Annotated in this window: 22 protein-coding genes, 1 rRNA gene, 1 pseudogene and 1 riboswitch; of the genes and pseudogenes, 16 read left to right on the forward strand and 8 right to left on the reverse strand. The window is 49.1% G+C overall.

The features are described from left to right. The first annotated feature begins 334 nt into the window (after positions 1 to 334). The 5 genes from C557_RS0119095 (at position 335) to C557_RS0119115 (ending at position 6,963) form a co-directional block, all read left to right on the forward strand. On the forward strand, positions 335 to 2,140 hold the full coding sequence (locus tag C557_RS0119095) for a sensor histidine kinase (RefSeq protein WP_018753477.1): 1,806 nt from the start codon (positions 335 to 337) through the stop codon (positions 2,138 to 2,140). A 25-nt stretch (positions 2,141 to 2,165) separates the two neighbouring features. Next, the gene (locus C557_RS0119100; RefSeq protein ID WP_018753478.1) at positions 2,166 to 3,494 is read left to right on the forward strand and encodes a response regulator transcription factor; all 1,329 of its coding nucleotides are present in this window, start codon (positions 2,166 to 2,168) and stop codon (positions 3,492 to 3,494) included. 93 nt (positions 3,495 to 3,587) lie between these two features. Further along, positions 3,588 to 4,526 carry a carbohydrate ABC transporter permease gene (locus C557_RS0119105; RefSeq protein WP_018753479.1) on the forward strand — a complete coding sequence of 313 codons (939 nt, stop codon included), beginning with the start codon at positions 3,588 to 3,590 and terminating at the stop codon, positions 4,524 to 4,526. Position 4,527: 1 nt separating this feature from the next. After that, complete coding sequence (locus tag C557_RS0119110) at positions 4,528 to 5,394, forward strand: carbohydrate ABC transporter permease (protein ID WP_018753480.1); 867 nt, start codon at positions 4,528 to 4,530, stop codon at positions 5,392 to 5,394. 117 nt (positions 5,395 to 5,511) lie between these two features. Continuing rightward, positions 5,512 to 6,963, forward strand: a complete 1,452-nt coding sequence (locus tag C557_RS0119115) for an ABC transporter substrate-binding protein (RefSeq protein ID WP_018753481.1) — start codon at positions 5,512 to 5,514, stop codon at positions 6,961 to 6,963. Positions 6,964 to 7,032: 69 nt separating this feature from the next. Here the strand turns inward: C557_RS0119115 and C557_RS0119120 are convergent. From C557_RS0119120 to C557_RS0119135, 4 genes and pseudogenes are all read right to left on the reverse strand, one after another. Then, a pseudogene (locus C557_RS0119120) lies at positions 7,033 to 7,396 on the reverse strand (5-methyltetrahydropteroyltriglutamate--homocysteine S-methyltransferase); the annotation flags it as partial. A 366-nt stretch (positions 7,397 to 7,762) separates the two neighbouring features. Then, on the reverse strand, positions 7,763 to 8,731 hold the full coding sequence (locus C557_RS0119125) for a bile acid:sodium symporter family protein (protein WP_018753483.1): 969 nt from the start codon (positions 8,729 to 8,731) through the stop codon (positions 7,763 to 7,765). Positions 8,732 to 8,828: 97 nt separating this feature from the next. Beyond that, a complete protein-coding gene (locus C557_RS0119130) occupies positions 8,829 to 10,139 on the reverse strand; it encodes a glutamate-1-semialdehyde 2,1-aminomutase (protein WP_018753484.1) in 1,311 nt (436 codons plus the stop codon). Between the two features lie 64 nt (positions 10,140 to 10,203). Next, a complete protein-coding gene (locus C557_RS0119135) occupies positions 10,204 to 11,283 on the reverse strand; it encodes an LCP family protein (protein WP_018753485.1) in 1,080 nt (359 codons plus the stop codon). Positions 11,284 to 11,424: 141 nt separating this feature from the next. Between C557_RS0119135 and bcp the strand changes: the two genes are divergently transcribed. The 6 genes from bcp to guaA all read left to right on the forward strand — a co-directional run bounded on the left by bcp (position 11,425) and on the right by guaA (position 19,821). Further along, positions 11,425 to 11,910 (forward strand): thioredoxin-dependent thiol peroxidase, encoded by a 486-nt coding sequence (gene bcp, locus C557_RS0119140; RefSeq protein ID WP_018753486.1) that lies wholly within the window; start codon positions 11,425 to 11,427, stop codon positions 11,908 to 11,910. 161 nt (positions 11,911 to 12,071) lie between these two features. Further along, positions 12,072 to 13,439 carry a polysaccharide deacetylase family protein gene (locus tag C557_RS0119145; RefSeq protein ID WP_018753487.1) on the forward strand — a complete coding sequence of 456 codons (1,368 nt, stop codon included), beginning with the start codon at positions 12,072 to 12,074 and terminating at the stop codon, positions 13,437 to 13,439. Positions 13,440 to 13,639: 200 nt separating this feature from the next. Beyond that, positions 13,640 to 14,608 (forward strand): AAA family ATPase, encoded by a 969-nt coding sequence (locus C557_RS0119150; protein WP_018753488.1) that lies wholly within the window; start codon positions 13,640 to 13,642, stop codon positions 14,606 to 14,608. Continuing rightward, a complete protein-coding gene (locus C557_RS0119155) occupies positions 14,605 to 15,855 on the forward strand; it encodes a DUF58 domain-containing protein (RefSeq protein ID WP_018753489.1) in 1,251 nt (416 codons plus the stop codon). The genes C557_RS0119150 and C557_RS0119155 overlap by 4 nt, the downstream gene beginning before the upstream one ends. Next, entirely contained in the window at positions 15,842 to 18,196 is a 2,355-nt protein-coding gene (locus C557_RS0119160; RefSeq protein ID WP_018753490.1) for a transglutaminase-like domain-containing protein, read from the forward strand. Before C557_RS0119155 ends, C557_RS0119160 begins: the two co-directional genes overlap by 14 nt. An 86-nt stretch (positions 18,197 to 18,282) precedes the next feature. Continuing rightward, entirely contained in the window at positions 18,283 to 19,821 is a 1,539-nt protein-coding gene (guaA, locus tag C557_RS0119165; RefSeq protein WP_018753491.1) for a glutamine-hydrolyzing GMP synthase, read from the forward strand. 458 nt (positions 19,822 to 20,279) lie between these two features. Here guaA and C557_RS0119170 read toward each other — a convergent pair whose 3' ends face one another. Beyond that, on the reverse strand, positions 20,280 to 20,597 hold the full coding sequence (locus tag C557_RS0119170) for a MazG nucleotide pyrophosphohydrolase domain-containing protein (RefSeq protein ID WP_018753492.1): 318 nt from the start codon (positions 20,595 to 20,597) through the stop codon (positions 20,280 to 20,282). Between the two features lie 70 nt (positions 20,598 to 20,667). Here C557_RS0119170 and C557_RS0119175 point away from each other — a divergent pair, with 70 nt between their 5' ends. The 4 genes from C557_RS0119175 to C557_RS0119185 all read left to right on the forward strand — a co-directional run bounded on the left by C557_RS0119175 (position 20,668) and on the right by C557_RS0119185 (position 24,293). Further along, positions 20,668 to 21,231: an LOG family protein gene (locus C557_RS0119175; protein WP_018753493.1), complete on the forward strand. Its 564-nt coding sequence runs from the start codon at positions 20,668 to 20,670 to the stop codon at positions 21,229 to 21,231. A gap of 11 nt (positions 21,232 to 21,242) precedes the next feature. Further along, positions 21,243 to 22,478 carry a mechanosensitive ion channel family protein gene (locus C557_RS0119180; RefSeq protein WP_018753494.1) on the forward strand — a complete coding sequence of 412 codons (1,236 nt, stop codon included), beginning with the start codon at positions 21,243 to 21,245 and terminating at the stop codon, positions 22,476 to 22,478. 142 nt (positions 22,479 to 22,620) lie between these two features. Continuing rightward, positions 22,621 to 22,721: riboswitch (purine riboswitch) on the forward strand. Beyond that, positions 22,690 to 22,875, forward strand: coding sequence for a hypothetical protein (locus tag C557_RS25050; RefSeq protein WP_154656284.1), 186 nt, complete (start codon positions 22,690 to 22,692; stop codon positions 22,873 to 22,875). Its footprint overlaps the riboswitch before it by 32 nt. Before the next feature lie 17 nt (positions 22,876 to 22,892). Beyond that, on the forward strand, positions 22,893 to 24,293 hold the full coding sequence (locus tag C557_RS0119185; RefSeq protein ID WP_018753495.1) for an NCS2 family permease: 1,401 nt from the start codon (positions 22,893 to 22,895) through the stop codon (positions 24,291 to 24,293). Positions 24,294 to 24,468: 175 nt separating this feature from the next. Here the strand turns inward: C557_RS0119185 and bshB2 are convergent, their stop codons facing one another. From bshB2 to C557_RS0119200, 3 genes are all read right to left on the reverse strand, one after another. Beyond that, complete coding sequence (bshB2, locus tag C557_RS0119190) at positions 24,469 to 25,143, reverse strand: bacillithiol biosynthesis deacetylase BshB2 (protein ID WP_018753496.1); 675 nt, start codon at positions 25,141 to 25,143, stop codon at positions 24,469 to 24,471. A 23-nt stretch (positions 25,144 to 25,166) separates the two neighbouring features. Continuing rightward, positions 25,167 to 25,511 (reverse strand): YojF family protein, encoded by a 345-nt coding sequence (locus C557_RS0119195; RefSeq protein ID WP_018753497.1) that lies wholly within the window; start codon positions 25,509 to 25,511, stop codon positions 25,167 to 25,169. Between the two features lie 225 nt (positions 25,512 to 25,736). Beyond that, a complete protein-coding gene (locus tag C557_RS0119200; protein ID WP_018753498.1) occupies positions 25,737 to 26,156 on the reverse strand; it encodes an organic hydroperoxide resistance protein in 420 nt (139 codons plus the stop codon). Between the two features lie 537 nt (positions 26,157 to 26,693). Here C557_RS0119200 and C557_RS0119205 point away from each other — a divergent pair. Then, positions 26,694 to 26,785 (forward strand): 16S ribosomal RNA (locus tag C557_RS0119205); the annotation flags it as partial.

Consider the following 26,785-nt stretch of genomic DNA (forward strand, 5'->3'; position numbering starts at 1 on the left):
CCTTTGCCCGTGTGGTGAGGGCCTTTCTTAATGGTTTGCTACGACCTCTACCTTTAACTTCATGCTCGGTCATAGTCAGTGAATCACCAGAAAATAAGTGCCTGACACAACGCATTCAAGCAGTATAGCCTGCATCAACGCCGCCTTCTGGTGGTTCGCTCAGCCTCGTGAAAAAATTAGGACTGGCAAGAACGAAAAAAAAACCTACACTAGAAGGAAGGAAGACGTTCCTTCGGGTGAGCCATCGGAGGAAACACCACAATTTCCGTAGAAACGCGCATACCTGGCATGTTTTTAATCTTGATATAGTTAAAGGGCAGGAGGAGGCAGAAGGATGAATGCAGGATTCAAGAACCCGTTGAAGCAAATCAATTTGAAACAGCAGATTATCCTGGTATTTCTGGTGCTGGTCATCCCTCTGTTTCTATTGAATTGGTATGGCAACTATCGAACGGATCAAATTTTGAAGCGGAATGTATCCAACGCTTATATTGAATTGAACAAGCAAAATTTCAAGCTGATTAGCCGGGATATTGAATCGATCAACAAGGTGACCTCCACCGTATTTCAACACCCGACGGTTCAGCAATTAAACCCGGATGTGAACAGCAGCATGCTGGAGCGTGTTAAGAACTACGAACGCTTGGAAGGCTTGCTGAATAGTTATTCCCAGGAAGCGGATCAGCAGGCGCCGTTATTTTACTCCTTGTTTGTGTATGATCCCTCCAACTCCTATTCCTTTGCCCCCTATTATCCGGAGTCTATGAAGGCCGGGGTTTATTTTTTTCTGGAGAAGGAGAAGCCAGAATGGTTTGACGAAGCGGTCGCCAAGAAGGGGAACGGCTATTTGCGGTTGATCGAGCACTTGTCTCCGCCTGTGCAGGGGCAGAAGAATCAGCACACACTGGCCTACATCAGAGCGATCAATAATATTGATCGAGGTGGCACGATCGGTGTATTGGTTGTATCTAATGTAGATGCCCGCATCGGCGAATCTTTGCAAACGGTTTCTATTCCCGATGGTGAGCTGTACTTCACGGATTGGGAGAACCGGATATTAACCTCTTCGGCCTCAGGGGTAGGCGAGATATTGGAGTTGCCACACGATGGAGAGGTGCTCAGCTCGGGAATTGGCGCCAGGGATATCATTACAAATAATTTCATTTATGTTGTTAATTATAATGAGGTGCTGCAGCAGAAATTGATCTATAAAGTGCCATTGAAGACACTGCTCCAGCAGCAAAACGAAATTAAGCGGATTATTTTGTTGATTTCAATTGCTTATTTCGTGATTGGTCTGATTATGATTTTGTATTTCTGGCGAGCCTTGATGACTCCTTTGCAGCGCTTGGTTTATTTTGTGAGAAGGTATGAGCCGGGGAAGGTAGTGCCGGAAACGCCAAAATGGCGCAGAAATGATGAGGTTAGCGTCCTGATCTCCACCATTTATGAGATGGCGCGTAGACTCAACAGCCTTATCCACTACAAATACCAGATGGACATTAAGCAAAAGGAAGCCCAATTGCAAATTTTGTATCAGCAGATCAATCCGCATTTACTGTACAACACACTTGAAAGCATCTATTGGAAGAGCAAGATGGAGGGGAACTCGGATTCTGCCGAAATGATCAAGCAGTTGTCCAAGCTGATGAAGATCAGTCTGAGCCGGGGCCGGGAGTTGATCCGGTTAGGTGAGGAGCTTGAGCATGCGGCAGCTTATCTCAAGCTGCAGGAGTATCGCTATGAATATGGATTTCGGGTAACCTGGGATGTGCCTGCGGAACTTCATGATTACATCATACCGAAGATCACCCTCCAGCCGTTAATCGAGAATGCAATTATGCATGGCGTGAAGCAGATGGGCGAAGATGGTGAAATCACGATTCGCGCTGTTTCGCAGGAGGATCGCATCCAAATTGTTATTGAGGATAACGGCTACAAGCCGGTTGATTTTGCAGCAATCCATAAACTGTTGAATCATGAAAGTCCCAGCCCGTCTGTAGGTTATGGTATTCGTAATATCCATCAGCGGATTCGGCTGCACTTTGGACCGGAATATGGACTGGACTACGCCGTAAGAGCGGGGGGAGGCACGGCCGTGACCATCACGCTGCCCCGAAAAGAACTATCAGAGGACTAACGAAACGAAAGAGAGGAAGCCAAGCATGTACAATATCCTGGTCGTAGATGACGAACCGTTGATCTGTAAAGGGTTAACCGGGCTATTATCGGCCTCAGGACTGGAGATCGGGCAGATCATTACTGCTCTTAATGCCCACGAGGCACTGGATTATGTCCGGATGGAGGACATCGATCTGATTGTAACGGATATCCAAATGGGCGAGATGAGCGGTATTGAGCTTATGTATCAAGCCAAGATATTAAAGCCCTGGGTGCAGACCATTATTATTTCAGCCCATGAGACCTTTCAATATGCGCAAATGGCCATCAGGCTGGGGGCAAGGGATTACCTTATCAAGCCGCTGAACAGTGAGCAATTTCTCGATTCCGTACGGAATACGCTGCTTAAGATAGATAAGCCTGTCCTGAAGATTGAGGAATGGCTGTCGGATAGCCGGGAGAACTTCCGCATGGAGGAACCGCGGCCAGAGAGAGTGGAGTGGCTGCAGCGACTGCTGGAGTCATCCGCGGAGTTGACGGAAGAAGTCTGGCAACGGGAGGGGACACAGTGGCTGAGGGGGCTGGGTCCTTATTTTTCCGTGATCAAAATGAAGCTGGCGCTTCCTTCGGGGAAGGAGACAGAAGGGTACAATGAGCGAGATGTTCAATTGTTCCAATATGCTGCGCTGAATATCATCAAGGAGCTGCTGCATGAGGAGTGGAATGCGTTATCCTTCTACACCCGTGATATGGAGATTGCCATTATCATGCAGTGGGGTGAAGGGGAATACGCCGAGTCCAGCGTCAATAAAATCAACCAGCTTGAGATGATTGGCAGAAGCCTGCATCACCATGTGCATAAATATCTTGGCATTGTATGCACCGTGGGGATCAGCCAAATCCTCAAGGGCATCCGCTTCCTGAGTGAATTAAATCTGCAAGCGGACAAGGCGATTGAATGGAGTGGGGAGCACGGGGAATACCATATTTTTTATTATGGTGATTACAACTGGCATAGCTATGCCAAAGAGCCTTCTCAAGAGGAACTGCATACGCAGACGAACCGGATCGTAGACAATGCCAGAGACTATATCGAACAGAACTATAACCGCAAGGGTTTAACGATTCATGAGGTGGCGAAGGAGAACCATGTCAGTCCCAACTATCTCAGCTATCTGTTCAAGAAAAACACGGGCTACAATCTGTGGGAGTATGTAATCAAGCTGCGGATGGAGGAAAGCAAGTCGCTTATTCTGAACACGGATATGCGCCGCTACGAGATTGCCGAGCGCGTAGGCTATGAATCTCCCGAGCATTTCAGCAAAATTTTCAAAAAATATTTTGGAATCAGCCCCAGTGAATTGAAGAAGTAAGATCAAGCATACTCTACATAGTTTTAGACATGTTCGCCTCTCCGCCTCTTTTCTACAATTAGGGATAGACACTATGAAGAAAAGAGGGAGAAGATGGGGGAGACGACCTTTACACCAAAGCGTGCTCAGCATAAGCGTGCGGAGAAGCCGCTGCAAATCAAGCCGCGAAGAGGGATGCAATTCAAAAAATATATGATGGGGTATTTGTTCCTCGTTCCGGCGATTGCTATTTTCATCGTCTTTTTATGGATTCCAATCATTAAGGGGATGGTGTACAGCTTCTATCATATCGATTTTGTTAACGGGAATACGTTCGTTGGATTGGATAATTATATCAAGGTGCTGAACAACCCGGATGTGCTTATCTCGATTAAGAACACGCTGTATTACATGCTCTTATGTCTGGTTATCGGGTTTTGGGTGCCTATCGCCGCCTCGATTGCGATTTCTGAGTTGAAATTCTTCCAGGGCTTTGCGCGGATCGCCGCCTATCTGCCTTATGTGGTGCCGGGGGTTGTCCTCTACGGGTTGTGGAGATGGATGTACGATCCGGTAGGACCTATCAATGCATTGCTGAGTTCGTTTGGCGTTGATCCAATCGCCTTTATTTCCGATCCGAGATGGTCGATGGTCTCCCTCGTCTTCATGGAGACGTGGCAGCAGTTTGGCTCGGCGATGCTTATTTATTTGGCAGGTGTGCTCAGCATTCCCCGAGATTGGTATGAGGCGGCAGAAATTGATGGTGCGGGGGTATGGAGCCGGATCAAGTATATCACGCTGCCAGCGATGCGCAATCTGATTATGCTGATGCTGATTCTCCAGTTAATCGGCACCTCTCAGGCTTATCAATCACAGCTTGCCATGCTGGATGGCGGCCCGAATAAAGCCACGCTCACCTATGCCTTGCTGACGGTAAAATATGCCTTTACCCAATTGGATTACGGTTCAGGGACCGCACTAGGCGTGTTGATGTTCCTTGTGCTGGCGATTTTGGGAGTTATCCAATTCAAGCTGAACAGGGAGGAGTACTAGCATGAAGGAAAGAGGCATCTTATCACCCGCCGATCTGCGCAAGCCCTTCAACAAAGTCGTTTACGGGTTCATGTTGTTATGTATAGCCGTGATGGTTGTGACCATGTTATATCCAATTGCTATGACAATGTTCAACGGACTCAAGAGCAATCCGGAGGTAAACTCCTTCCCGCCTCACTTCTTCCCGCAGGAGTGGCATTGGGAGAATTTTATCAGAGGTTGGGAGTTTATGAACTTGCCGGGTTATTTGAAGAATACGATGCTGGTCTTTGTCGGCAGCCTTGTGGTCACTATTTTGGTATTGGGGCTAGCGGCATTCAGTATCTCGCGAATCCAGGTTCCCCTTGGCCGATTTGTCTATTTCTTCATCCTGATGACCTTGTTCATTCCAGCGTCCAGCTATATGATTCCGAACTTTGTGAACCTGAAGGAATTAGGCCTGTTAAATACGTTTTGGGCTTTCTGGCTGCCAGCGGGAGCCAGTGCTTATTATTTCTTGCTGATCAAAAATTTCTTCGACGGGATACATCCGGAGATTTTTGAAGCAGCGCGCATCGATGGAGCCTCGGACTGGACTAACTATATCCGTATTGCCATTCCCTTGTCTGTACCGATCTTTGCTACGCTATCTATTTTTATTTTCTCTACGGCCTGGAATGACTGGTTCTGGCCATCGCTCGTCATGCAGACCGAGGATAAATACACCTTGGCCACCGCCATTTATAAATATGTGGTGAATGCGCGAAGCCTGGATACGAACGTGAAATTTACCATCCTGTTTATGGCCATGATTCCGCCGATCTTCGTATTCCTGGTGTTCCAGAAGTTTATTATGCGCAGCGTCAATCTGTCGGCAGTGAAAGGATAACGCGTACAATATCGTAGGTCCGCACACGAAAGAAATATGATTGCACATCGATTGCCGGCATGTTCTCTTCTATGATGAGAAGGTAACAACAAACAATTCACGAAAAGGGGAGTTTCAATGCGCAAGTTAACTGTACTTCTGATGTGCCTTGTGCTGTTCGGCTCTTTGCTGGCAGCTTGCGGCGGCGGGGCTGGGAATCAGACAGAAGGGAGCAACACGGGGAATGCTGGTACGGGCGATAACAGTGGCAATGAAGCCGGAGCAGCAGGAGAGTCGGGGGATATCGCCGACCGTAAGGTGACATTGAAGATCCATTATCCACTGCCTGATGAAGCGACACTGCGCAAGCAGGAGGACGATAAAATTGCCCGGTTCCAGGCGAAGTATCCGAACGTTACAATCGTCAAGGATGATTGGGCCTACAACGTAAATGAAATCGGGGCAAAAATGGCGTCCAATGAGGCTCCAACCTTCTATAATACATGGGCAACCGAAGCCCAATTGCTGGTAGAGCGCGGCTGGGTTGCCGATATCACAGAGCTGTGGAATAGCTGGGAGTACAAGGATGAGATGAATCCTGTGCTGCAAAATCAATTTGTAGTCGATGGCAAGGTGTATGGCGTGACGCAAAACGGTTATGTCACCTCGACGGTGGTGAACAAGAAATTGCTCGACGAGAAGGGCGTAGCGGCACCAGCCTTTGACTGGACGTGGGATGATATGTATAACACGGCCAAGGGTGTAGCCGATCCGAAGAAAGGGATTTCCGGGATTGCTCCGATGGGGAAAGGCAACGAAGCCGGATGGAACTGGACGAACTTCCTGTTTGAAGCCGGAGGAGACATTCAGCAGAACGATAACGGCAAGCTGACTGCGGTATTCAACTCGGAAGCAGGTGTGAAGGCACTGGACTTCTACAAGAAGCTGAGATGGGAAGCCAACGCCATCCCGCAGGATTGGGCGCTGGGCTGGGGGGATGCAGTCAGCTCCTTCAAGCAAGGACGTACCGCTATGGTTATTGCCGGAGCATTTGACGTCATTCAGGCGGCCCTGAATGAAGGCGGCATGAAGCCGGAGGATGTTATTGCCTATCCGATGCCGGCAGCGGAGAAGGGTGGCAAGCACTATGGCATTCTGGGCGGCAACTATCTGGTGATCAACCCGAATGCAACCAAGGATGAGCAGGAGATGGCCTTCCGCTACATTACCTTTGATTACTTCACAAATGATGCTTTGAAATCGGTGGAGGATACCATCAAGGCACGTAAAGAAGAAGGGAAATACTTCATTCCAACTCCACTTGAATACTTCAGCGAGGATTCCGAATATGCTGCGAAAGTGAAAGCGATTTACGATCAATACGACAATGTGTACAAATATGATCCGCAACTGTTCAGCTTGCTGGAGGGCAAGCCGGAGGCGCAATTCGGCACGCAGGACTATTATGCGACTATGTCCAATGTGGTGCAGGAGTCGTTCTCCAAGAAGGGTACGGATTCCAAGAAGCAGCTCGATGTAGCGGCGCAATATGTACAGGAGAATTTCTTCGATAAGGCACCACAACAGTAAATCATGAATTTTAAAAAAGCAACCCCCGCCAAGCTCTGTATTGGCGGGGGTTGCTGTCGTTCTAATCGTCTATTTACACACGTCGTTGGCGATATCGACTACGCTGCTTAGCTTGGCCCATTGTTGTTTATCGGCCAGCATATTGCCTTCCTCGGTGGAGGCGAAGCCACATTGCGGACTTAGGCTAAGCTGATGAAGACCTACATAGCGGGAGGCTTCTTCAATCCGGCGATTGATTGCTTCCTGATCCTCAAGCTCACCGAATTTGGAGGTAATAAGCCCCAGCACGACCTGCAGGTCAGGGCGATGCACATAGCGAAGTGGCTGGCTCAAAGCCGCCGGAGCGTTCGTCGTCGAATTCCAGGAACAATCCGTCCAGGTTCAGGCCGGCAAAAATAGCCTCAGCCGCTGCGTCATAACCATCGGAGCCTGTTCAGGTGGAGTTTCAGATCACTCCATAGTTCGCTTATCCGCCTGTAATATATGGCTCCTTCTTGTCGCCTGACTGGTTTCGCAATAGCTGGTTTCGCCATAAGTAGTGGGTAGTAGGAAAACCTCCTGTTAATATGCGTAAATAGGCTGAATTTTGATGATTAGCTGGAAAAGCTCCTTATAAATCGGTGCTGTAGCTCCATATTTGTCATTTTGGGCGATATTATATGGAGGTATTCCCTATAATCGCTATTAATGCGCTCAAGGCAAATTTTTAGATGGAGGATTTCCCGTTAGTTGGAGCATAGTGCCTGTCGGAGCCTGGGCTTACACAGCAGAAGCGGAGTCCGTCTGCTGATGCCTGGGCTTACGCAGCAGAAGCCGAGTCTGTCTGCTGATGCCTGCGATTTTGACGCCCGAGCACCAGGCCGATCAGCGAGGCAGTCAACTGCTGGAACACCATGCCCAGCACAACCGGAACAGCCACCGGCGGCGGGAAATAGGTGACCGCCAGCACTGCGCCAGCGCTAATATTGCGCATGCCGCCGTTAAAGACAAGAGCTACCTTGTCGGACTGCTTGAGCCTGGTCAGCCGGGACAAGCCGAAGCCCAGCAGGTAGCCGACCAATGCCAGCCCGATGATGACGGCGGCCAGTCCAAGCAACCGGGGGTTGAAGTCGCTTAGGTAAGGGGCCACGACCGCCCCGTTAATAGCAACGACACAGGCCATCCCCAGCTTGGAGAAGGGGTTAAGCCACGGCCCCCACGACAGAATAATTTTCCCCTTGCTCCATTCGTTCAGCAGCATACCGAGCAGGGAAGGGGCCACGATCATCCAGAACAAGCTTCCGATCATCGACAAGGCATCCAGGTGAACGCTGGCACCGACCAGCAAGGATAACACACCAGGCACAACGAAGGGGGCCAGGAGCGTATCAATCAGGATGATCGACAAGGTCAATGCAATGTTCCCTTTATAGATACTGACCCAGACAAAGGTGCTGATTCCGGTAGGTATGACGGCTGCAAGCACAAATCCGGTCAGCATATAAGGATCTCCGGGGAACAACAGGTGGCTTACGGTCATCGCCAGCACGGGCATGGCCAGATGTAAAATGAACAGACACAGCAATAACGGGAGCGGCTTTTTGAGCACGCTCAGGAAATCCCGGAAGCTTAAGCTAATGCTGCCAGCAAAGGTCATAAAGGCAAATAGCCACGGAGAAAGATAAGTGTAGGAGGCCAGACTGCTCCCGCAAAGTATACCAACGAAAATGCTGGTTGGTGTAATCAGCGGCATTAACTTGTTCAGCTTGCGATTAAGCTCGACGAGCACAGGTATGGCCTCCTCTCCCGTTTATTGCCACACTTCTTGAAATGAGAGATCCCTAAATCAGGCCCTCAGCAACAAAGAGCTTCAAGAGATGACTTAATTATTGAACAATCTCTTTAAATGCAGCGTCGGCTGCTTCCAGTGTAAAATTAATATCGCTTTCCGTGTGTGCGGTCGTCAGGAACCAGGCTTCATATTTGGAGGGGGCCAGATTCACGCCCCGGTTCAGCATCGCCCGGAAGAAGGCGGCAAAGGTTTCACCATCGGTGTCCTGCGCTTCCTCATAGTCCGTGACCGGATGATCACAGAAATGGGTGGAGAACGAGCCGCGAATCCGGTTAATCGTCAATGGCACGTTATGGCGGCGGGCCGACTCGGCCAAGCCGTCTGTAAGCTTGATGGTCAGCCGGTCCATCTCTTCATAAACGCCAGCGCCCTGGAGGACTTCCAGGCAGGCAATTCCCGCAGAGATAGAAGCAGGGTTGCCTGCCATTGTACCCGCCTGATAAGCGGGCCCGAGCGGTGCTACCTGCTCCATAATTTCCTTGCTGCCGCCGTAGGCGCCAATTGGCAGACCACCGCCGATAATTTTACCGAGCGCAGTCAGGTCCGGCCGAATCGCTTCATGATTTTGCAGCCCGGCAAAGGTTTGCGCAGAGCCGTAGTGGAAGCGGAAGGCGGTAATGACCTCGTCATAGATGACGAGAGCGCCATGCTGCCGTGCCAGACGGCAGAGGTCCTCCAGGAAGCCCGGCTTAGGCATAACCATGCCGAAGTTGCCGACGATCGGCTCGACCATAACGGCGGCAACATCGTCGCCCCATTTCTCCAGTGCTTCCTGCAAGGCTTCCGTTTGATTAAAGGGCACGGTAATCACTTCATGGGCAATGCTGGTCGGAATCCCTGCACTGTCGGGAATGCCAAGTGTGGACGGACCGGAGCCAGCGGCAACCAATACCAGGTCAGAATGGCCATGATAGCAGCCGGCAAACTTGATGATCTTGTTCCGCTTTGTATAGGCGCGGGCGACGCGAATGGTGGTCATGACGGCTTCAGTGCCCGAATTGACAAACCGCACCTTATCCATGGAAGGAATAGCTTCCTTCAGCATACGCGCCATGCGAATTTCCAGCTCTGTAGGTGTGCCGTATAAGGTGCCGTTCGCCGCAGCCTCTTGAATTGCCTTGGTCACATGCGGATGGGCGTGACCGGTAATAATCGGGCCGTAGGCTGCCAGATAATCGACATAACGATTGCCGTCTACATCCCAGAAATGGGCTCCTTCCGCTTTCTTCATAAAAACAGGCGCCCCGCCGCCAACCGCCTTGAAAGAGCGGGAGGGGCTGTTGACGCCTCCTACAATATGTTGAAGTGCTTCTTCATACAGTTGTTCTGATTGCAATCGCTTCATGATTATAACTTCCTTTCCACACAGAATGAATTTGTAGTTGTTGACGCAAAAAAACTTCCCCCGGTCATGGACCGGAGGACCCTTCCTTGCTGGAGCTGCCGTTGCCCGAGCCGTCATTATTGCTAAGACTGTTGGTCTCGCTATTTGCACCGTTTCCAGACGTACTTTCGCTATCCGTCCCGGTTGTTTCACTTTTATTAAATACGTCCTGGACGTATTGCTTTAATTCTTCTTCACTACGTACACCAAGCACAGACGAGCCACCAACCGTCTTTTCCTCCAGCAATTCCATCGGAGGAATCTGCTCGCTTGCCGTCATTTGGCTATCGTAGCCAACCGTGGCCAGCTTCCACATATCCTCTACGGACAGGTTGGTGTCGATATAAGGATTGATCTTCTCCAGAATAGAAGGAAGCTTCATGATGGACGTGGTTGACTTCATTTTGTCTGCCACGGCTTTCAGGAAGTTGCGCTGCCGTTCAGTTCGTGTATAGTCGGACATGGCATCATGGCGAAAACGCACATATTGCAGGGCGGTATCCCCATCCAGATGCTGTTGACCTTTTTTGAGATTAATGTCGAATTCGTGATTGTCCGCCCTACTGGTATAACGCATATCTTTCTCTACATAAAAATCGACACCACCCACGGCATCCACCAATTCAATAAATCCCTGGAAATCGGTATATACGTAATATTGGACGGAAATGCCAAGCAGATCGGACACGGCCTTCATCGCGGTATTAGGACCATGCGTAATGGCCGTATTAATCCGGTCTGTGCCGTATTCCGGTATTTTGGTGTAGGTATCGCGCAGGATGGAGAACAGATAAGCCTTCTTGCTCACGGGGTCGAGGGAAGCGACCAGCATCGTATCGGAGCGAGGGATCTCTCCTTTCTTAAGTCCACGGGCATCCACACCCATCAGCAAAATATTGACGCGTTCCGTGCCTTCCCATTTGGGTGGTTCCGGGACCTTCGTTTCTGTCGGCGGTACGTTATAGAATGGAGACTGCTCTCCTTCTTTTTGAAAATTATCGACCTGATTATAAACCGCAGTAAAGTAATAAGCGGCAAAGCCGACTACGGCAACCAGGACTCCGATCACCGACCAGAGGATGATTCGTTTTGTGCGTTTCGTCATTAGGTTCGTTCCTTTCGCAGAAGGCGATAAATTCAGTTATCATATTCGTCTATCATATAGATATACTACACAACATTACATTATAATTTCTTTTAGGGCTACAATCAATTTAGCTTCATTTCGTTAAAGGAGGAATTTATGATGTCGGAACATGCACAGCAGGTTGAGTTGGACAAGCCGGTCCCGGATTTTCGTCTTCCCGCCAGCGGAGGAGAAGAGATCTCGTTATCGCAATTTCGTGGCCGCAAGGTGGTCATTTATTTTTATCCCAAGGATATGACCCCAGGATGCACGCAGGAGGCTTGCGATTTCCGCGATCTTCAGCAAGTATTTGGTGAGCATGGTGCGGCGGTTTTGGGCATCAGCGGCGACACGGTGGCTTCGCATGATAAATTCATCCAGAAAAAGGAGCTTAATTTTCCGTTATTGTCGGACGAAGCTCATGAGGTGAGCCGCATGTTTGGCGTTTGGCAGCTTAAGAAGCTTTATGGACGTGAATATGAGGGAATCGTGCGTTCTACCTTTCTGATTGATGAGGAGGGCAAGCTCATCCGCGAATGGCGGGGAGTGAAGGTTAAGGGGCATGTGGAGGAAGTGCTGGCTGCTATTCAGGAGACGGCAAAGTAGGGGTCAGGCAAGACAGGGCGATGTCCGGAGCAATCCGGCATCGCTCTTTTTTTGAGTCTATTTATTTGTCTAGCTTCATACAATCTACCATAACGCAATTAAATTCATATAATCACCATTTGAACATGAACATTAACTTAAATGGCGGAGGTAGAGGGTATATGAAACAAAAATGGATTTCAAAACGATGGTTCGCAGGTATGATTGCAATGGTGTTAGGCAGTATGGTTATGCTTCATATGCCGTTCCCGTCCAGTCTTGGGGAGGCGGTTCTTTCTGAAGCTAAAGCCCATGAGACAGAGAATACCTCACCCGCTAAGCCAACTATAGATACAACAATCAAGGAAGTAGACGCTGACCAGGTTCAGGCAATCGAGAACGCTAATTTCGTCCCGGCAATGAAATCCTCGCCCGCTTTCACCAGTACCGCAAAGCCGAAGACGATGAAAGCGGTCAAGAAGGCGAAATCGGATAAAGTTGTCTATCTGACCTTTGATGACGGGCCCAGTCCGCTCACGGACCAGGTGCTTGAAATATTGCAGCAGGAAAAGGTAAAGGCTACTTTCTTTGTGCTTGGCGAGCAGGCAAAGCGTTCCCCGGAAATGATTACACGCATTGTTGATGGGGGACATGCCCTAGGCAATCATACTTATGACCATAAATATGATGTGCTATACGCCAGCTTCGGCCACTTCTGGAAGCAGATCAAGGCGACCGAGGAGGTGCTGCGTGAGATCACGGGCACCCGGACTCCGCTGGTACGAGCCCCAGGGGGAACCTATGGTCATTTCGATCACACCTATTTCGATCTGTTGGAGCAGGGAGGATATCAAGTTTTTGATTGGAATGTGGACAGTGGGGACTCCAAGCGCAAGGGGGTACCTGCCGCTGAGATTGTAAGCAATGTTAAAGGCTCCAGACTCCAGGATACTATGGTCGTGTTGCTGCATGACGGAAAAGGACACAAGGAATCGGTTAAGGCGCTTCCAGAAATTATTCGTTTTTATAAGCAGCAAGGCTATGTCTTTCGCACGTTATCAACGGAACAGCCCCCTGTTCAATTCACCGTCTCCCCGGCTATGAAGAACAAGTCAAGGCCCCAGCCGTCCAAGGATTGGGTAGCAGCTAATGTTGCGCCTAATTCTGCCTTGTTTGGCCCGGCATTACCCCTTAAGGTCGAGGCGGGGGGCGTGCAGACCAGACTTGCTCCCGGGGAATACCAATTGGTAAAGCAGCAGTATTGGGTGCCGGTACGTTCAGCCATGGAGCAGCTTGGTGCTGAGGTGCGGTGGAACGAGAATAACCAGAGCGCAATCATCAACTGGGGCGATGCTTCTGTAACGCTGGATGCCAAAAAGGGCGTGCTGACAAATGAACGGAACGGAGCGGCCTTCATTACGAAAATCGCCGGTGTGAAACGCAAAAATGATGCATTGTGGATTCCATTGCGGCCACTGCTTCAGGCTTTGGGTCATCCGGTCATTCAGGCATCTTCCACGGTAGATGAACATTGGGTTAAAGCTCTTTAGAAGCTTGGCGAAACAGATCACCTGCTGTTGGCTCTCATTGGTTTCGACATGCGTACTTTAAGCGTGATGCACTGGTTGTTTTCCCTTTGATAGTTTTCCTGAAATCCTCTATCTTCTATGTCTATTTTCTCTAGTTTGTGGGGAGACTGATCATAGATTACCGGTATGGTATGTACTTACTGGGATGGAGGGAGTTTACGATGAATCAGGATCACGCACAACATCTGCTACAGCGGTTGGTTGAACGGGTGGATCGTGTGATTGTCGGGAAGAAGAAGGAAATTGAGCTAGCTGTAATAGCGATGCTATCCGGTGGTCATATTTTGCTAGAGGATGTGCCCGGAGTGGGAAAAACCTTGCTCGCTCGCACATTGGCGGCTTGTATCGGCGGGACGTTGGGACGCATTCAATTCACTTCTGATCTGTTGCCTTCGGATGTCACCGGAGTGAACGTCTATCATGCGAAGCATGGCGAATTTGAATTTCGGCCAGGCCCAGTGTTTGCCCATATGTTGCTTGCTGATGAAATTAACCGGGCGGCTCCGCGAACTCAATCCGCTTTGCTGGAAGCGATGGAAGAACGCAAGGTCACGATAGACGGAGTAACTCGTTCCTTGCCGAAGCCGTTCTTGCTGCTGGCGACGCAGAATCCCCTGGAGTATGAGGGAACGTATCGCTTGCCGGAGGCGCAGTTGGATCGTTTTCTAATGCGGCTGGCACTAGGTTATCCCGAACCTGAGCAGGAGATCAATATGCTGGGGCGCATGGAGATGTGGACCTCGGAAGCTGCGGAGATTAAGCCGGTATTGCTGCCGGAGGAAATGGTGACGATGCAGCGCCAGGCTCGCAGTGTATTGGTGGATGATGCAATCAAGCGCTATATGGTTAATGTAGCGGACGCCTCGCGCCGCCATCCGCAAATCGCACTTGGCATCAGTCCACGCGGAACTTTGGCCTGGATGGGTGCGGCAAAAGCGACGGCTTATTATAGGGGGCGCATGTTCGTAACGCCGGATGATGTGCAAGCTGTAGCTGAGGCGGTATTGCCACATCGGCTTGTATTGAAGACGGAGGCCAAGTTGGCTGACCTGCGTGGAGAACAGGTGCTTGCCGATGTGCTGGCTCGTGTTGACGTACCTATATACTCCCGGTTAGGGGCTTCATCATGAGAACCGCAGGCGGGGCTTGGCTAACTGTCCTTGTGGCCGCAGGTTCGCTGGGAGCCTGGTATGCCTGGCGTGGCGGAGTATCTACGTTATTTCTACTGCTGCTGACCGCATTCATGATGATTCAGGGTGCGATGCTGGTCTGGTTTGGGCCACGCCGGATCACGGTGGAGCGCTCCTGGCTTCCCGAATATCCCGTGGCCGGGGATGAAATTACGATGAAGATAAATATAAGCTGTGAAGGGGGGCTGCCTCCGCTCTGGCTCCAGGTAGATGATGAACTGCTGGCGATTGCAGTAAATGAAGGTATGGTTGTTGGCACGGGTTCAAAAATCTTCCTCTCCGGATTTCGCCGGGACTATCAAGCGGAGTATTCAGTGCCTGGTTTGGCCCGCGGTATATATAAGGAGACGGCGTTGCGGCTTAGCTGGGGAGACCCCTTTGGTTGGTTCAAACGCAGATGCAGCATTAGAACGGAGAAGCCGTTGATAGTGTATCCGTCTGCCTTGGCCGGAAGTCTGCCGGAAGCCTTGGCAGAAGGAGGCCGGGAGGAAGGGGAAGCCTTCTCCCCGAGCTCCAGACTGCTATCCTCCGCACCAGGGAGGTTGAGAGCTTATATGCCGGGCGATCCACTGCGCTTCATCCATTGGAAATATTCCGCCAAGAAGGGGACATTGCTGTCGCGTATCTCGGAGGAGCAGGAGGCGGAGGCCAGCTATTTGCTGCTAAGCACCAGTGCAGAGGACTACATTATTCCGAATTCTTCCAGCAGTGAGGAACCGGGGGACCCATTTGAGACAGCCGTTTCCGCCGCTGCATTCTGGCTTCGCCGGGAAGCGAGAGCGGGTGATACGGGGAGAGCAAGAGTATGCCTTGGCTCGTGGACGGGGGCCCCTGTGCCCCATCAGGGGTACGGGCTTTTGGATCGTCTGGAACCGTTGGCTGGATTGCGGCTCGGGACCGACGGGTCTGCGGAAAATTTACTTAAGCGGGAGTGGGCGGGGTTACTGTCTCAAGGTATGGGCGTGACCGTCATCACGGGGCATATGACCCCGGAGCTGGCGGAAGGAGTGCTCCATCTTACCGAGCTTGGGGTAGCGGCGGAAATTTGGTGCGCCTGTGGTCTGTCCGAATCGGCGTCCTCATCCCTGATGGCACAGAAGCTTAAGGAACGTGGCGCCGGAGTCGTGGATTTGTCTCTCTTCAAGCAGCCGCTCCGGAAGGAGGATGCTCCATATGTCAGTGCCTGAGTCTGAACCTATGAGTGTCATGGCGAGAGCCGGTAGAAGGTTGACACCGGGGCATCAGTCTCCCCGAGGGCTTTATGAAGGTCAAGGCGCTCTGTCCGCCCTGATGCGTCTGGCCATTTCATTGCTATTGTTTGGTTTGTTTAGCGAGTGGCTTTATCCGCTTCAACACTTGGTTGCAGCAGGCAGCAGCCGAGCCACCATTTTATTTTTTGTTTTGACGGGGCTATTACTGCTCATAGGTTGTTTTCGTTTGCCGTCCACCCTATTTATGCTGGGGCCACCGCTGTTCATTGCTGCTTCAATGCTCTATCTCTATGGCAGCGAAGAGGGCGTGGGCTGGTTCTTTAGTTATGCCGACCTGCTCCGCGCGGATCTGTCCGAATTCTTAAGCTCGGGAAGACTTTACGCCGTCAGTATGGAGAGTCGCGCGTTGTTATTACTGATTGGCTGGACCTTGCTAGTGGTCTCCGTACAAATGCTGGCGCTTGCGCGGCAAAGTATCTGGTTGTTCCTGGCTGCAACCTTTGTGTATCTGCTGACGCTAGAAGCTGTAGCCGGTCTGGAGCTTTATCTGGGAGTTATTCGGGTAGCTGCGCTGGGGCTGGTGCTACAAGCGCTGGCGTTTCAGCGAAGTGAATCTGCGGCTTCCAGGGGCACCGGTACGGTGACTGCGGCAGGCTTTGTGCTGGTGGGAGTGGCCTGCGCCGCCTTGCTTAGTTCTCTGCTGCCCTCCCAGCCTGTGAGAGCGATATCCTGGGAGCAGATGGTCCGAGCAGTGTCGGACTGGAGTGGGGCGCAGTGGAGAGAGAGGAAAGGAAGTGTGGCAGCCTTTAGTGTGTCTGGTTATGGTCTGGACGACTCCAGGCTGGGCGCACCAATGCAGCTGCGACATGACCCTTACTTTACAGCCTTGTCTCCTTATAGCACCTACTGGCGTGGAGAGAGCAAAAGTGTATATACCGGTCGCGGCTGGGTTCAATCCTCGGACATCACGGGAGAGGCCCTGGAGGCGGCAGTCCAAGAAAACGGCATGAATACGATCAAGCAAACCATCATGTTCGAGGAGCCTGTATCAGGAAGGGTCCCCTTATTGTCCGGCGGTCTTCCCTTAGAACTGGAAAGAGTCATTACCGGAAACCGAAGCTCGCCAATCCAGGTTCAGCCACGTTATGACGGCCTGTCTGATTCGCTGTTCATCGAGGATGCGGCTCTGTCGGAGCAAATCTATGGTTATGAGCTATTGTCGAAGATACCCCCATCGTCAAAAATGGTATTGCTGGAAACTCAGGGCCAAGATAAGCCCTATATCAGCGAACACTTTCTGCAGCTGCCGGATTCTTTGCCCGAACGGGTAAAGGAGCTTGGCAGAAGGCTGGTGGCCGGGGAGGACAGTCGATATGACGCTGTGACTGCTGTCCAGAGGTATCTGCAAAAAAATTACGAATACCAGCTTAATTCCCAGCTTCCGCCGGATGGGGCTGACTTTGTTGACCGCTTTTTGTTTGAAGATAAGATAGGCTACTGTGATCACTTCTCTACAGCGATGGTTGTCTTGCTGCGCAGCGGGGGGGTTCCTGCCCGCTGGGTCAAGGGGTTTGCCCCGGGAGATCCGGCGGCAAATAGCGATACACAGGAGCTTGCCACCGCGGGCCAGGGACTGCGCCGCTATACAGTAAGCTATGCCGATGCGCATTCATGGGTAGAGGTCTATTTCCCAAGCTCCGGCTGGATCCCCTTTGATCCGACTCCCGGCTTTGCCGGGTTCACCGGAACGGCAGGGGCCGATGCTAAAGCTTCATTAAATAGCCGAATCGAGGGCATTGCTGATCAGCTTGCTGCTTTATGGAAGATTCGGGGAGAGCTTGTTCATTTGTTTATGATGAAGCTTGCTGCTCTGGCTACAGATTGGCGAATGGCTATCGGAACATGGAGATTAAGTCCATTTGTGATGACGGCCTGGTTCTTGGGTGTGGGCCTTGTCTTCCTGTTATTGCGAGAAATTCCGCAGTATGTTCGGGCTATACAAGCCTGGCTGGACCTGCATCCGGCAAGCCGCCAGTTCCCGGGCCGCAAGGAGCTGCTGCGGGCCGCGGACCGGGTATGGGCGGAGCTTGCGCTTAGACATGGTCCGAAGCCTTCCAGAATGACGGCCAGGGAGTACATGCAGTCTGTGTTTCAGGGCAAGGCCCGTATGCCGGAAGAGACCGAAGGATTTGTGCAGGCCTGGGAGCGGCTTTATTACGGCAGAGAGCAGTTAGATCGCAGGGAAAGCATAAAATTTTTGCAGCAGTGTCGTGGTTTCGTAGCAAGCTGTGGAGCAAATCCCTCCAAATCGCGATAGAAGGGCGTACTTTGGCGGTTGGACTTCCTTGACGACCTCTTTTAACCTTGCGTATAATAGGTGTCATAATTTGAGGGAGGCCAGGTATGAATAAGCCAAATGAAATGATTGTTGTGCTTGATTTCGGAGGACAATACAATCAATTGATAGCAAGAAGAATTCGCGATCTGGGCGTGTATAGTGAATTGCTGCCTTACAATACGTCAGTGGAGCGTCTGCGCGAGCTTTCGCCAAAGGGAATTGTGTTCTCGGGTGGACCTTCCAGCGTTTATGCAGAGGATGCTCCCCGCATCGATCCTGGTGTGTATGAGCTTGGCGTACCGATCTTTGGCATCTGCTACGGGATGCAGCTTATGGCACATCAGCTTGGCGGGAAGGTAGAACGTGCGGAGAAGCGAGAATACGGTAAAGCGGACGTTGACTTTACTGAAAACTCTGCCCTGACACGCGGACTTGAAGCCAAACAGACCGTTTGGATGAGTCATGGAGATCATGTGACCTTGCTGCCAGAAGGCTTTGTCGTGGATGCTTCAACGGAGCATGCTCCGATTGCCGGGTTTGCCCATCCTGATCGGAAGATGTACGGCGTACAATTTCACCCGGAGGTTCGCCATTCCATTCACGGCAATGAGATGATTCGTAATTTCCTTTATGAGATTTGCGGTTGTGAAGGCAATTGGAGCATGGAGACCTTTATTGAGGATGCGATGCGTGATATTCGTAACCAGGTCGGCGATAGCAAGGTGCTCTGTGCCTTGAGCGGCGGCGTGGATTCCTCGGTGGTGGCGATGCTGATTCACAAGGCGATCGGGGATCAATTGACGTGTATGTTCATTGACCATGGGCTGCTGCGCAAGGGTGAAGCAGAAAGCGTCATGGAGACGTTCGTTGGCAAGTTCGACATGAAAGTGGTCAAGATTGATGCCCGTGAACGCTTTCTGTCCAAGCTGGCAGGGGTGGATGATCCGGAGCAAAAACGGAAAATCATCGGCAATGAATTTATTTATGTGTTTGACGAAGAGTCGGCCAAGTTTGACGATTTCAAATTCCTGGCCCAAGGCACGCTGTATACGGATATCGTAGAGAGCGGGACCGCTACGGCGCAAACGATCAAGTCCCATCATAACGTGGGTGGCTTGCCGGAGGACATGAAGTTTAAGCTGATCGAACCGCTTAGCTCGCTGTTCAAGGACGAAGTTCGCAAAGTCGGCGAAGAGCTTGGGCTGCCGAAGGAAATCGTCTGGAGACAACCCTTCCCGGGTCCAGGACTTGCCATTCGCGTATTGGGCGAGGTCACAGAGGACAAGCTCAAGATCGTTCGGGATTCGGATTACATCCTGCGCGACGAGATTGCCAAAGCCGGTCTTGACCGCGAAATTTGGCAATACTTCACGGCCCTGCCGAACATGCGCAGCGTCGGCGTAATGGGCGATGCCCGTACCTACTCCTACACCGTAGGCATTCGCGCCGTAACCTCCATCGACGGCATGACCGCCGACTGGGCGCGCATCCCGTGGGATGTGCTGGAGAAGATTTCGGTTCGTATCGTTAACGAAGTGGACAACGTGAACCGCGTCGTGTACGATATCACGTCCAAGCCGCCAGCTACGATTGAGTGGGAGTAGATAAAGAATTGAACCCCCTGAGCTGCATTTTGTTTAGGGGGACTTTTAATGTCAAGGTTGAACAAATATGACTTATTGAAAGTTAGTGGTAATGATAAGAGAAGATAGTCTTCTCGTAATATTGAATTTTAATGTACCTCACAGAAAATCTTGATTACGCAACTGCCTGTTGCGTTTTAAATCATTTGGTGTATAGTCAAAGCAGAAATCTAAAAGCTGTTGTTCCGTTGGGATAGCAGGACAAGAAAGAAAACGGAAGGACCTAGTCCTTCCGTTTACTGTTTTATAGGATAGTGCATGAATGGAAAAATTTCGGAGTGCGATATTTATTACACAAAAATAAAGATGCCTTGCAACTATTGTTAAAAGCCGCTTTCTCTTATTGGTCAGTAATGCAAATAAGAGATAGTGGCTTTTTGTTTATGGAACACACATATATATAATAGAAATAATTGGGTTTATTCAGCGAATCGAGCAATCAGCTTGTCCTGATGCAATCGCAAAATATCTTCAATTGAAATATCATATTTATCTGCAAGAATGAGAATGTTGTCAATGACATCTCCCAGTTCTTCAACCAAATTAGCTTTTAGCTGCCCTTGATCGAGTGTTGCCTCATCAGGTCGATCTCTACCAATTTCGATGCTTCTTACTGCACGTGATACTTCCCCAACCTCTTCAGTCAGAAAGCCTACACGAATAAAGGGATCATATTGATACCATTTTCTTGTTTTATAAAATTCGATCACCCATTGCTGATATTGCGTAATGTCCACAATTTAAAACCTCCAGCTTATTTAATATAATATAATGATAGCATAGACAGAATGGAGTGTTGTTGGGATCATGCAGATTACAGTTTATTGTGGGGCAGCTCTTGGACATGATGAGAAATATCAACGAATGACAAAGGAATTGGCAGAGTGGATTGCTGGAGAAGGGCATATATTGATTTACGGTGGGGGAAATGTTGGCTTGATGGGAATGCTTGCAGACCACGTTTTAGCCCGCGGAGGACAAGCTATCGGTGTTATGCCGGAGTTCTTGGTAGGAAGAGAATTGGCTCATCCGCGACTCTCGCGTCTTGAAATTGTGCATACCATGCACGAACGGAAAATGAAAATGATTGAACTTGGCGATGTATATATTGCACTTCCCGGAGGTCCTGGTACACTGGAGGAGATTACGGAAGTTATCTCCTGGGGAAGGATCGGCCAGCATACTCATCCATGCATTTTTATGAATCAGACCGGTTTTTACGAGGAATTAAAACAGCAGTACGGGAAGATGGTGCAAGAAGGATTTTTGACACATGCTGACTTCGAGAAGATTTTGTTCGCAGGCGATATCGTGGAGATTGAGCCATTTATTGCAGCTTATACACCGTGTGCAGTTCGTGAGTATAAATAAAGGAGAGAACTATGGAATTCATCCAGAATTGGCTTGCATATATGGGAGTTGCCGATGAACTGATCGGCAGCTTGTCCATCGTTATTGGTATTATTGGCATTATCATAGTAAGTATGGCGGCTCACTTTGTGGCTAAAGGGATTATTTTGAAAATCATCACGTATTCGATTCGCAACAACCGCATCAAGTGGGATAATTATATTTTGGAACGCAAGGTGTTTCATAAATTGGTGCACGTGGTTCCGGCCATTATTATTTATTATTCTGCTTCTCTGTTCCCGGCCTATCAGGGCCTGATCGCAAAGGGCGTTGTTCTCTATATCATTGTCATATCACTAATGGTTGTAAATGCGTTTCTGAACGCTGTTCATGATATTTATGCCACCTATGAGATTGCCAAGATCCGGCCAATTCGCGGATATATTCAGGTGGCGAAAATCTTTATTTTTACCATCGGCGGCATTTTGCTAATCTCTGCCCTCATTGGTCAAAGTCCGGTTTTCCTGCTCAGCGGTATTGGAGCATTGTCAGCCGTCATTATGTTGATCTTCAAGGATTCCATTCTGGGCCTTGTTGCTGGAGTTCAGCTTACCTCCAACGACATGGTACGCGTGGGTGACTGGATCGAAATGCCCAAGTACGGAGCCGATGGCGATATCGTTGATATTTCCTTGAATACCGTAAAGGTGCAGAACTTTGACAAGACGATTACTACGATTCCAACGTATGCGCTGGTTTCGGATTCCTTCAAGAATTGGAGGGGGATGCAAAGCTCTGGCGGACGGAGAATCAAGCGTTCGGTTTTCGTGGATACGAGCAGCATTGTCTTTGCAGATCCGGAGATGCTGGATAAATTCAAGAAGATCCATTATTTGCGGGAGTATATTGCTCAAAAGGAAACCGATATCGAGCAGTACAATTTGGAGCATCGGATGGATCGATCAGTCAAAGCCAATGGCCGGGCCCTGACGAATATCGGGATATTTCGGGCCTATATTTTGCGGTATCTTCAGCATCATCCGAGCATTCACCAGAACATGACCTGTATCGTCAGACAATTGCAGCCAACAGAAACCGGACTCCCTCTGGAGATTTACGCTTTCGTTAACGATATTAACTGGGCTGTATATGAAGAGGTACAGTCGGATATTTTTGACCATATCTTTGCCGTAGCGCCGGAATTTGGTCTGCGAATTTTCCAGAACCCAACAGGGCATGATTTGCAACACCTGCTGAAGAGTGAATAACTCAAAGCTATATTTGTCTAGATGTCGAACATTGAAGTGTAAAACCTTGTTTAATATTCGTTTTTTCTGTTGACATCTCCACTTTGTCCGCCTAGAATGAATCTTGTGATAAGCCTTCATTGCAGGGCTTTCGAGGATATCGACAAAGACAATTAAATCCTTTCGTATAATTCCGGGAATAGGCCCGGAAGTCTCTACGAGGTCACCGTAAATGATCTGGCTACGAAAAGAAGAATTGCTGGTTTTGGCCACCCCGATGATATATCATTACGTGAATTTTGCGAGATGGGTGCCGGGCTTCCTCCAGGGCGTTACGCCTGTGGGGGCAATTCTTCTGGATGTACGGAACCCGAGGGAGAACACCTCGGTTTTTTTGTCGTTGTCCGACCTATCATAAGGGGGAGAATTTTAATCATGGATCGGTTTTTTAAACTGAAACAGAATGGTACAACGGTGCGTACGGAAATTATGGCCGGCTTGACCACATTTATGGCTATGGCTTACATCCTGACAGTCAACCCGAATACGCTGACCGCCTTTGGCCAGATCGACATGGGCTGGTATTCTGTGTTCCTGGCAACGGCTCTTGCAGCCGGGATTTTCACCATCGCCATGGGGCTGTTCATTAACTTTCCTGTAGCGCTGGCACCAGGCATGGGGTTAAACGCCTATTTTGCCTCCGTGGTTCTTTCGTCAGCCTCAACAGATCATCCTTTTACTTGGGAAATGGGCTTGACCGCCGTATTTATTTCCGGCCTGATCTTCATTCTCTTGACTGTGACCAAGATTCGTCAAATGTTGCTGGATGCCATACCGGATTCACTTAAGCATGCCATTACCGTAGGGATCGGCTTGTTTATTACGATTATCGGTCTGAAGAATAGTGGACTGATGACGATTGGCGTCGAAGCGGGCAGCGATATCCCAGCTCATACGTATACGGATGTGCTATCCTTTGAGACCGTCATTCATCTGGGAAGCCTGCATAATACGGATGTCCAGCTTGCCTTGATCGGCCTGCTCCTGATCGGCATTCTGATGGTTCTGAACGTGCGAGGCGCAATTTTGCTGGGGATTGTCGGAACAACGATTGTAGCTATTCTGATGGGCGCGGTTGATTTCAACTCAGTGTCAGCCAGTGAAGCTAAATGGATTCCAGATTTCACTCAAATCAACTTTATGAAATTCGACTGGGATGGTATTCTGCATACCGGGATTATTTCCGCCATCGCCACGTTTACATTTGTTGAATTGTTCGACACCTTCGGTACTTTGGTAGGTACGGCGACTCGTGCCGGAATTATGAAGGACCCGCAAGAAGGCAAGCGGCGGGTTGGTAAAGCGATGCTGGTGGACGCAGTTGCCGTAACGGGCGGCGCTATGCTGGGAACCTCGACTACGACAGCTTATGTAGAGAGTGCGGCAGGGGTTGCCGAAGGCGGACGTACTGGCTTGACCGCAGTGACTACAGGCGTCTGCTTCCTGCTTGCCTTGTTCCTGGCTCCGGTCATTGCCTTGATTCCAGGCTCTGCTACCGCAGCAGCTCTGATAATCGTAGGTGTGCTAATGGTTCAATCCATCAAGGAAATTGATTTCCAAGACATGGTTGTTGCAATACCGGCCTTTTTGACCGTAACGATGATGCCGTTCACTTATAACATCGCTAACGGAATTTCGTTCGGGGTTGTATTCTATGTAGTTCTGGCGTTTATTGCCAACCTGTTTGGCAAGAAGAAATACGATATCCACTGGCTGATGTGGGTTCTGTTTGTTCTGATTATTCTGCGCTACTTGTTCTTTGGAAGTGCAGGTTAACTAGCCGCATAGGGTTCTGGCAACTTTATTGGCTTAAAACCAAGCAACTCCCCTTTCCAAGCAGATGGGTTCATTCCTTGAACATCCACTGCTGAAAGGGGAGTTTTTTGTCGTGTGTTAACCTATTAGCTTATATATTCAGTATCTGCGACAGCAAGGCCTGTATTGATCTGGCTTATGCCAATGGATAAATCCAAAACGGTTCTTTGCCAAACCGCGCTAGCAACTGTTGGTTGCCAAGCTCTTGCTTTCCTACTAATTCTTCAGCCTGAAACTGTGAGCGATGCGCTTGAATTGAGCTCATCTTTTTGTGTATAACCTCTGTCACATCAACAATGATATTCGCTTTACCAATCGCCTGTTCATGATCATTAGAAAATGCAACACAATGTACTACAGGTCTTTGCGCTGCTGGCAGCGCACTAATGACTCTAATTACAGCTCTACCTGTCGCATCGTGATCTGGATGAACACTGTAGCCTGGATAGAAGGTAATTACCAGCTTTGGCTGTATTTCATTCAATAAAGCTTGCAACGTTTTATCCAACAATTGCTGATCTTCAAATTCCACCATTTTATCATGGAAACCTAGCATTCTTAAATCTTGAATACCAATGGCTGCTACGGAATCCAACAGCTCTTGTTTCCGAATCGCAGGTAATGTAACCCGGTTCGCAAACGGTGGTATGCCCATATTCCTCCCCATCTCGCCTAATGTTAAGCAAGCATATGTAACATGTGCGCCACCTTCAATATATCTAGCTAATGTACCGGCTGCCGCAAACGCCTCATCATCCGGATGAGGGAAGACAACTAAAATGTTCTGTCCTTTATATTGTTCATTATTCATGCTTGTCATTTCCTCCACATTAATTAGAACAGTGTTCGACTAAGCTGCAAAGCAACAACTAGCTTCCCTTGATTGTCATGCCCGGCTAAAATGAGTCGTTCCTGATCCTGTTCATCCACATGGGTAAGCCCTTCCGCATATATCCAGCCTTGCTCTGTTTTTAGTCCCACTCGGTAGGGGCCACCGCCTGAAATCGCTCCTTGAGTATAACGAATCACTGCATTTGTGATAAAAGCTGAGCCAGGATGTCTGTTGCTATCCAGATGATTGGCATAAGCACCTGAAGTTACCTCAAGATGTATATATAAATCCTGATTCGCAAGCCGATTAATGCAATCTTGAATAGGTTGGGGCTGTATTGGCTGCATAATAGCCTCCTTAGTTAGTTTAAATTGTAGTGCTGAATCTATAAAAAAGTAATATTAAATTTTATATTACCATACGCAGGCAAAAGATCACTATGCATCAGCTAACCAGCAAAAGAAAAAGCCCAGGAATGGTGATTTCACAGCATCCTTGGGCTTTAAATAGAGATTCAATTTTATAGAGGGTACGATTTGGGCAAGTCCTATTATTGCTGTTTTGGTTTTGGCTTAAGCTACAGTAACCGTTACGTTGACATTCCCACGAATCGCTTTTGAATATGGACAATAATCATGAGCAAGCTTAACATATTTTTTTGCTGTTTCATCATCTAATCCATCAATCTTAACTTCCAATTCAACCTCAAGCTTAAACCCATTATCGGCTGGGTCCGTTAGTAACATTACTGTTGCGGTGACAGAGCTTTTTTCAATTTTAATATTATTTTTCTTCAATTGGGCTTCAAGTGCTGAGTTAAAGCAAGCACTGTAACCTGCTGCAAATAGCTGTTCCGGATTGGTAGCTGTAGTGGGTTTGCCACCAAGCTCTTGTGGTGTAGCCACCTCTAGCATAAATGTATTGTCTGGAGACTGCACGACACCTGAGCGTCCACCTGTGTTGTTAACTGTTGTTTCATATAATGTTTTCATCATCGTTATCTCCTTTTGATTAAGTTAATGAGAATATATGTTGCTCACAATTAAATTGTATACAATTTATTGAGTGATGTAAAGAGCGTATTTTAAATAACTACTAGGGTATTATATATCTCCCTCGCATTCTTGCTGATCTATACTTATATATTTTAACTGATCGGTCACCACTTTATACATGAATCCTTTCCACCTTTTGTTTAAGAAGCAGCACTTGCAAGAACGGCGCATCAATCAAACAAAGCAGTACTTAGATGAAGTAAAAATCCATTTTTCAATTGATCCGCCGTTATGCAATGGGCTTAAAGAGTGGATTGAATAACAGGGTTATTGCTTGGTAATTATCTTTTTTTAAAAAAACTCTTGCTTTTATGTTGCTAAGTTGATATTATATAGAAGTTGCCGCTGAAACACGGCGGTTAACACGAAGATAAGATGAAAGTTGATCTTTGAAAACTGAACAACGAGTGAGTAAGAAATAAGAGAACGAAAGTTCTCGTCAGCAAGTTTACATGAGCAAGTCAAACAATACCTTTATTGGAGAGTTTGATCCTGGCTCAGGACGAACGCTGGCGGCGTGCCTAATACATGCAAGTCGAGCGGAGTGATTGGGGAGCTTGCTCCCG

This window comes from Paenibacillus sanguinis 2301083 = DSM 16941, assembly GCF_000374825.1.
Classification (GTDB): domain Bacteria; phylum Bacillota; class Bacilli; order Paenibacillales; family Paenibacillaceae; genus Fontibacillus; species Fontibacillus sanguinis.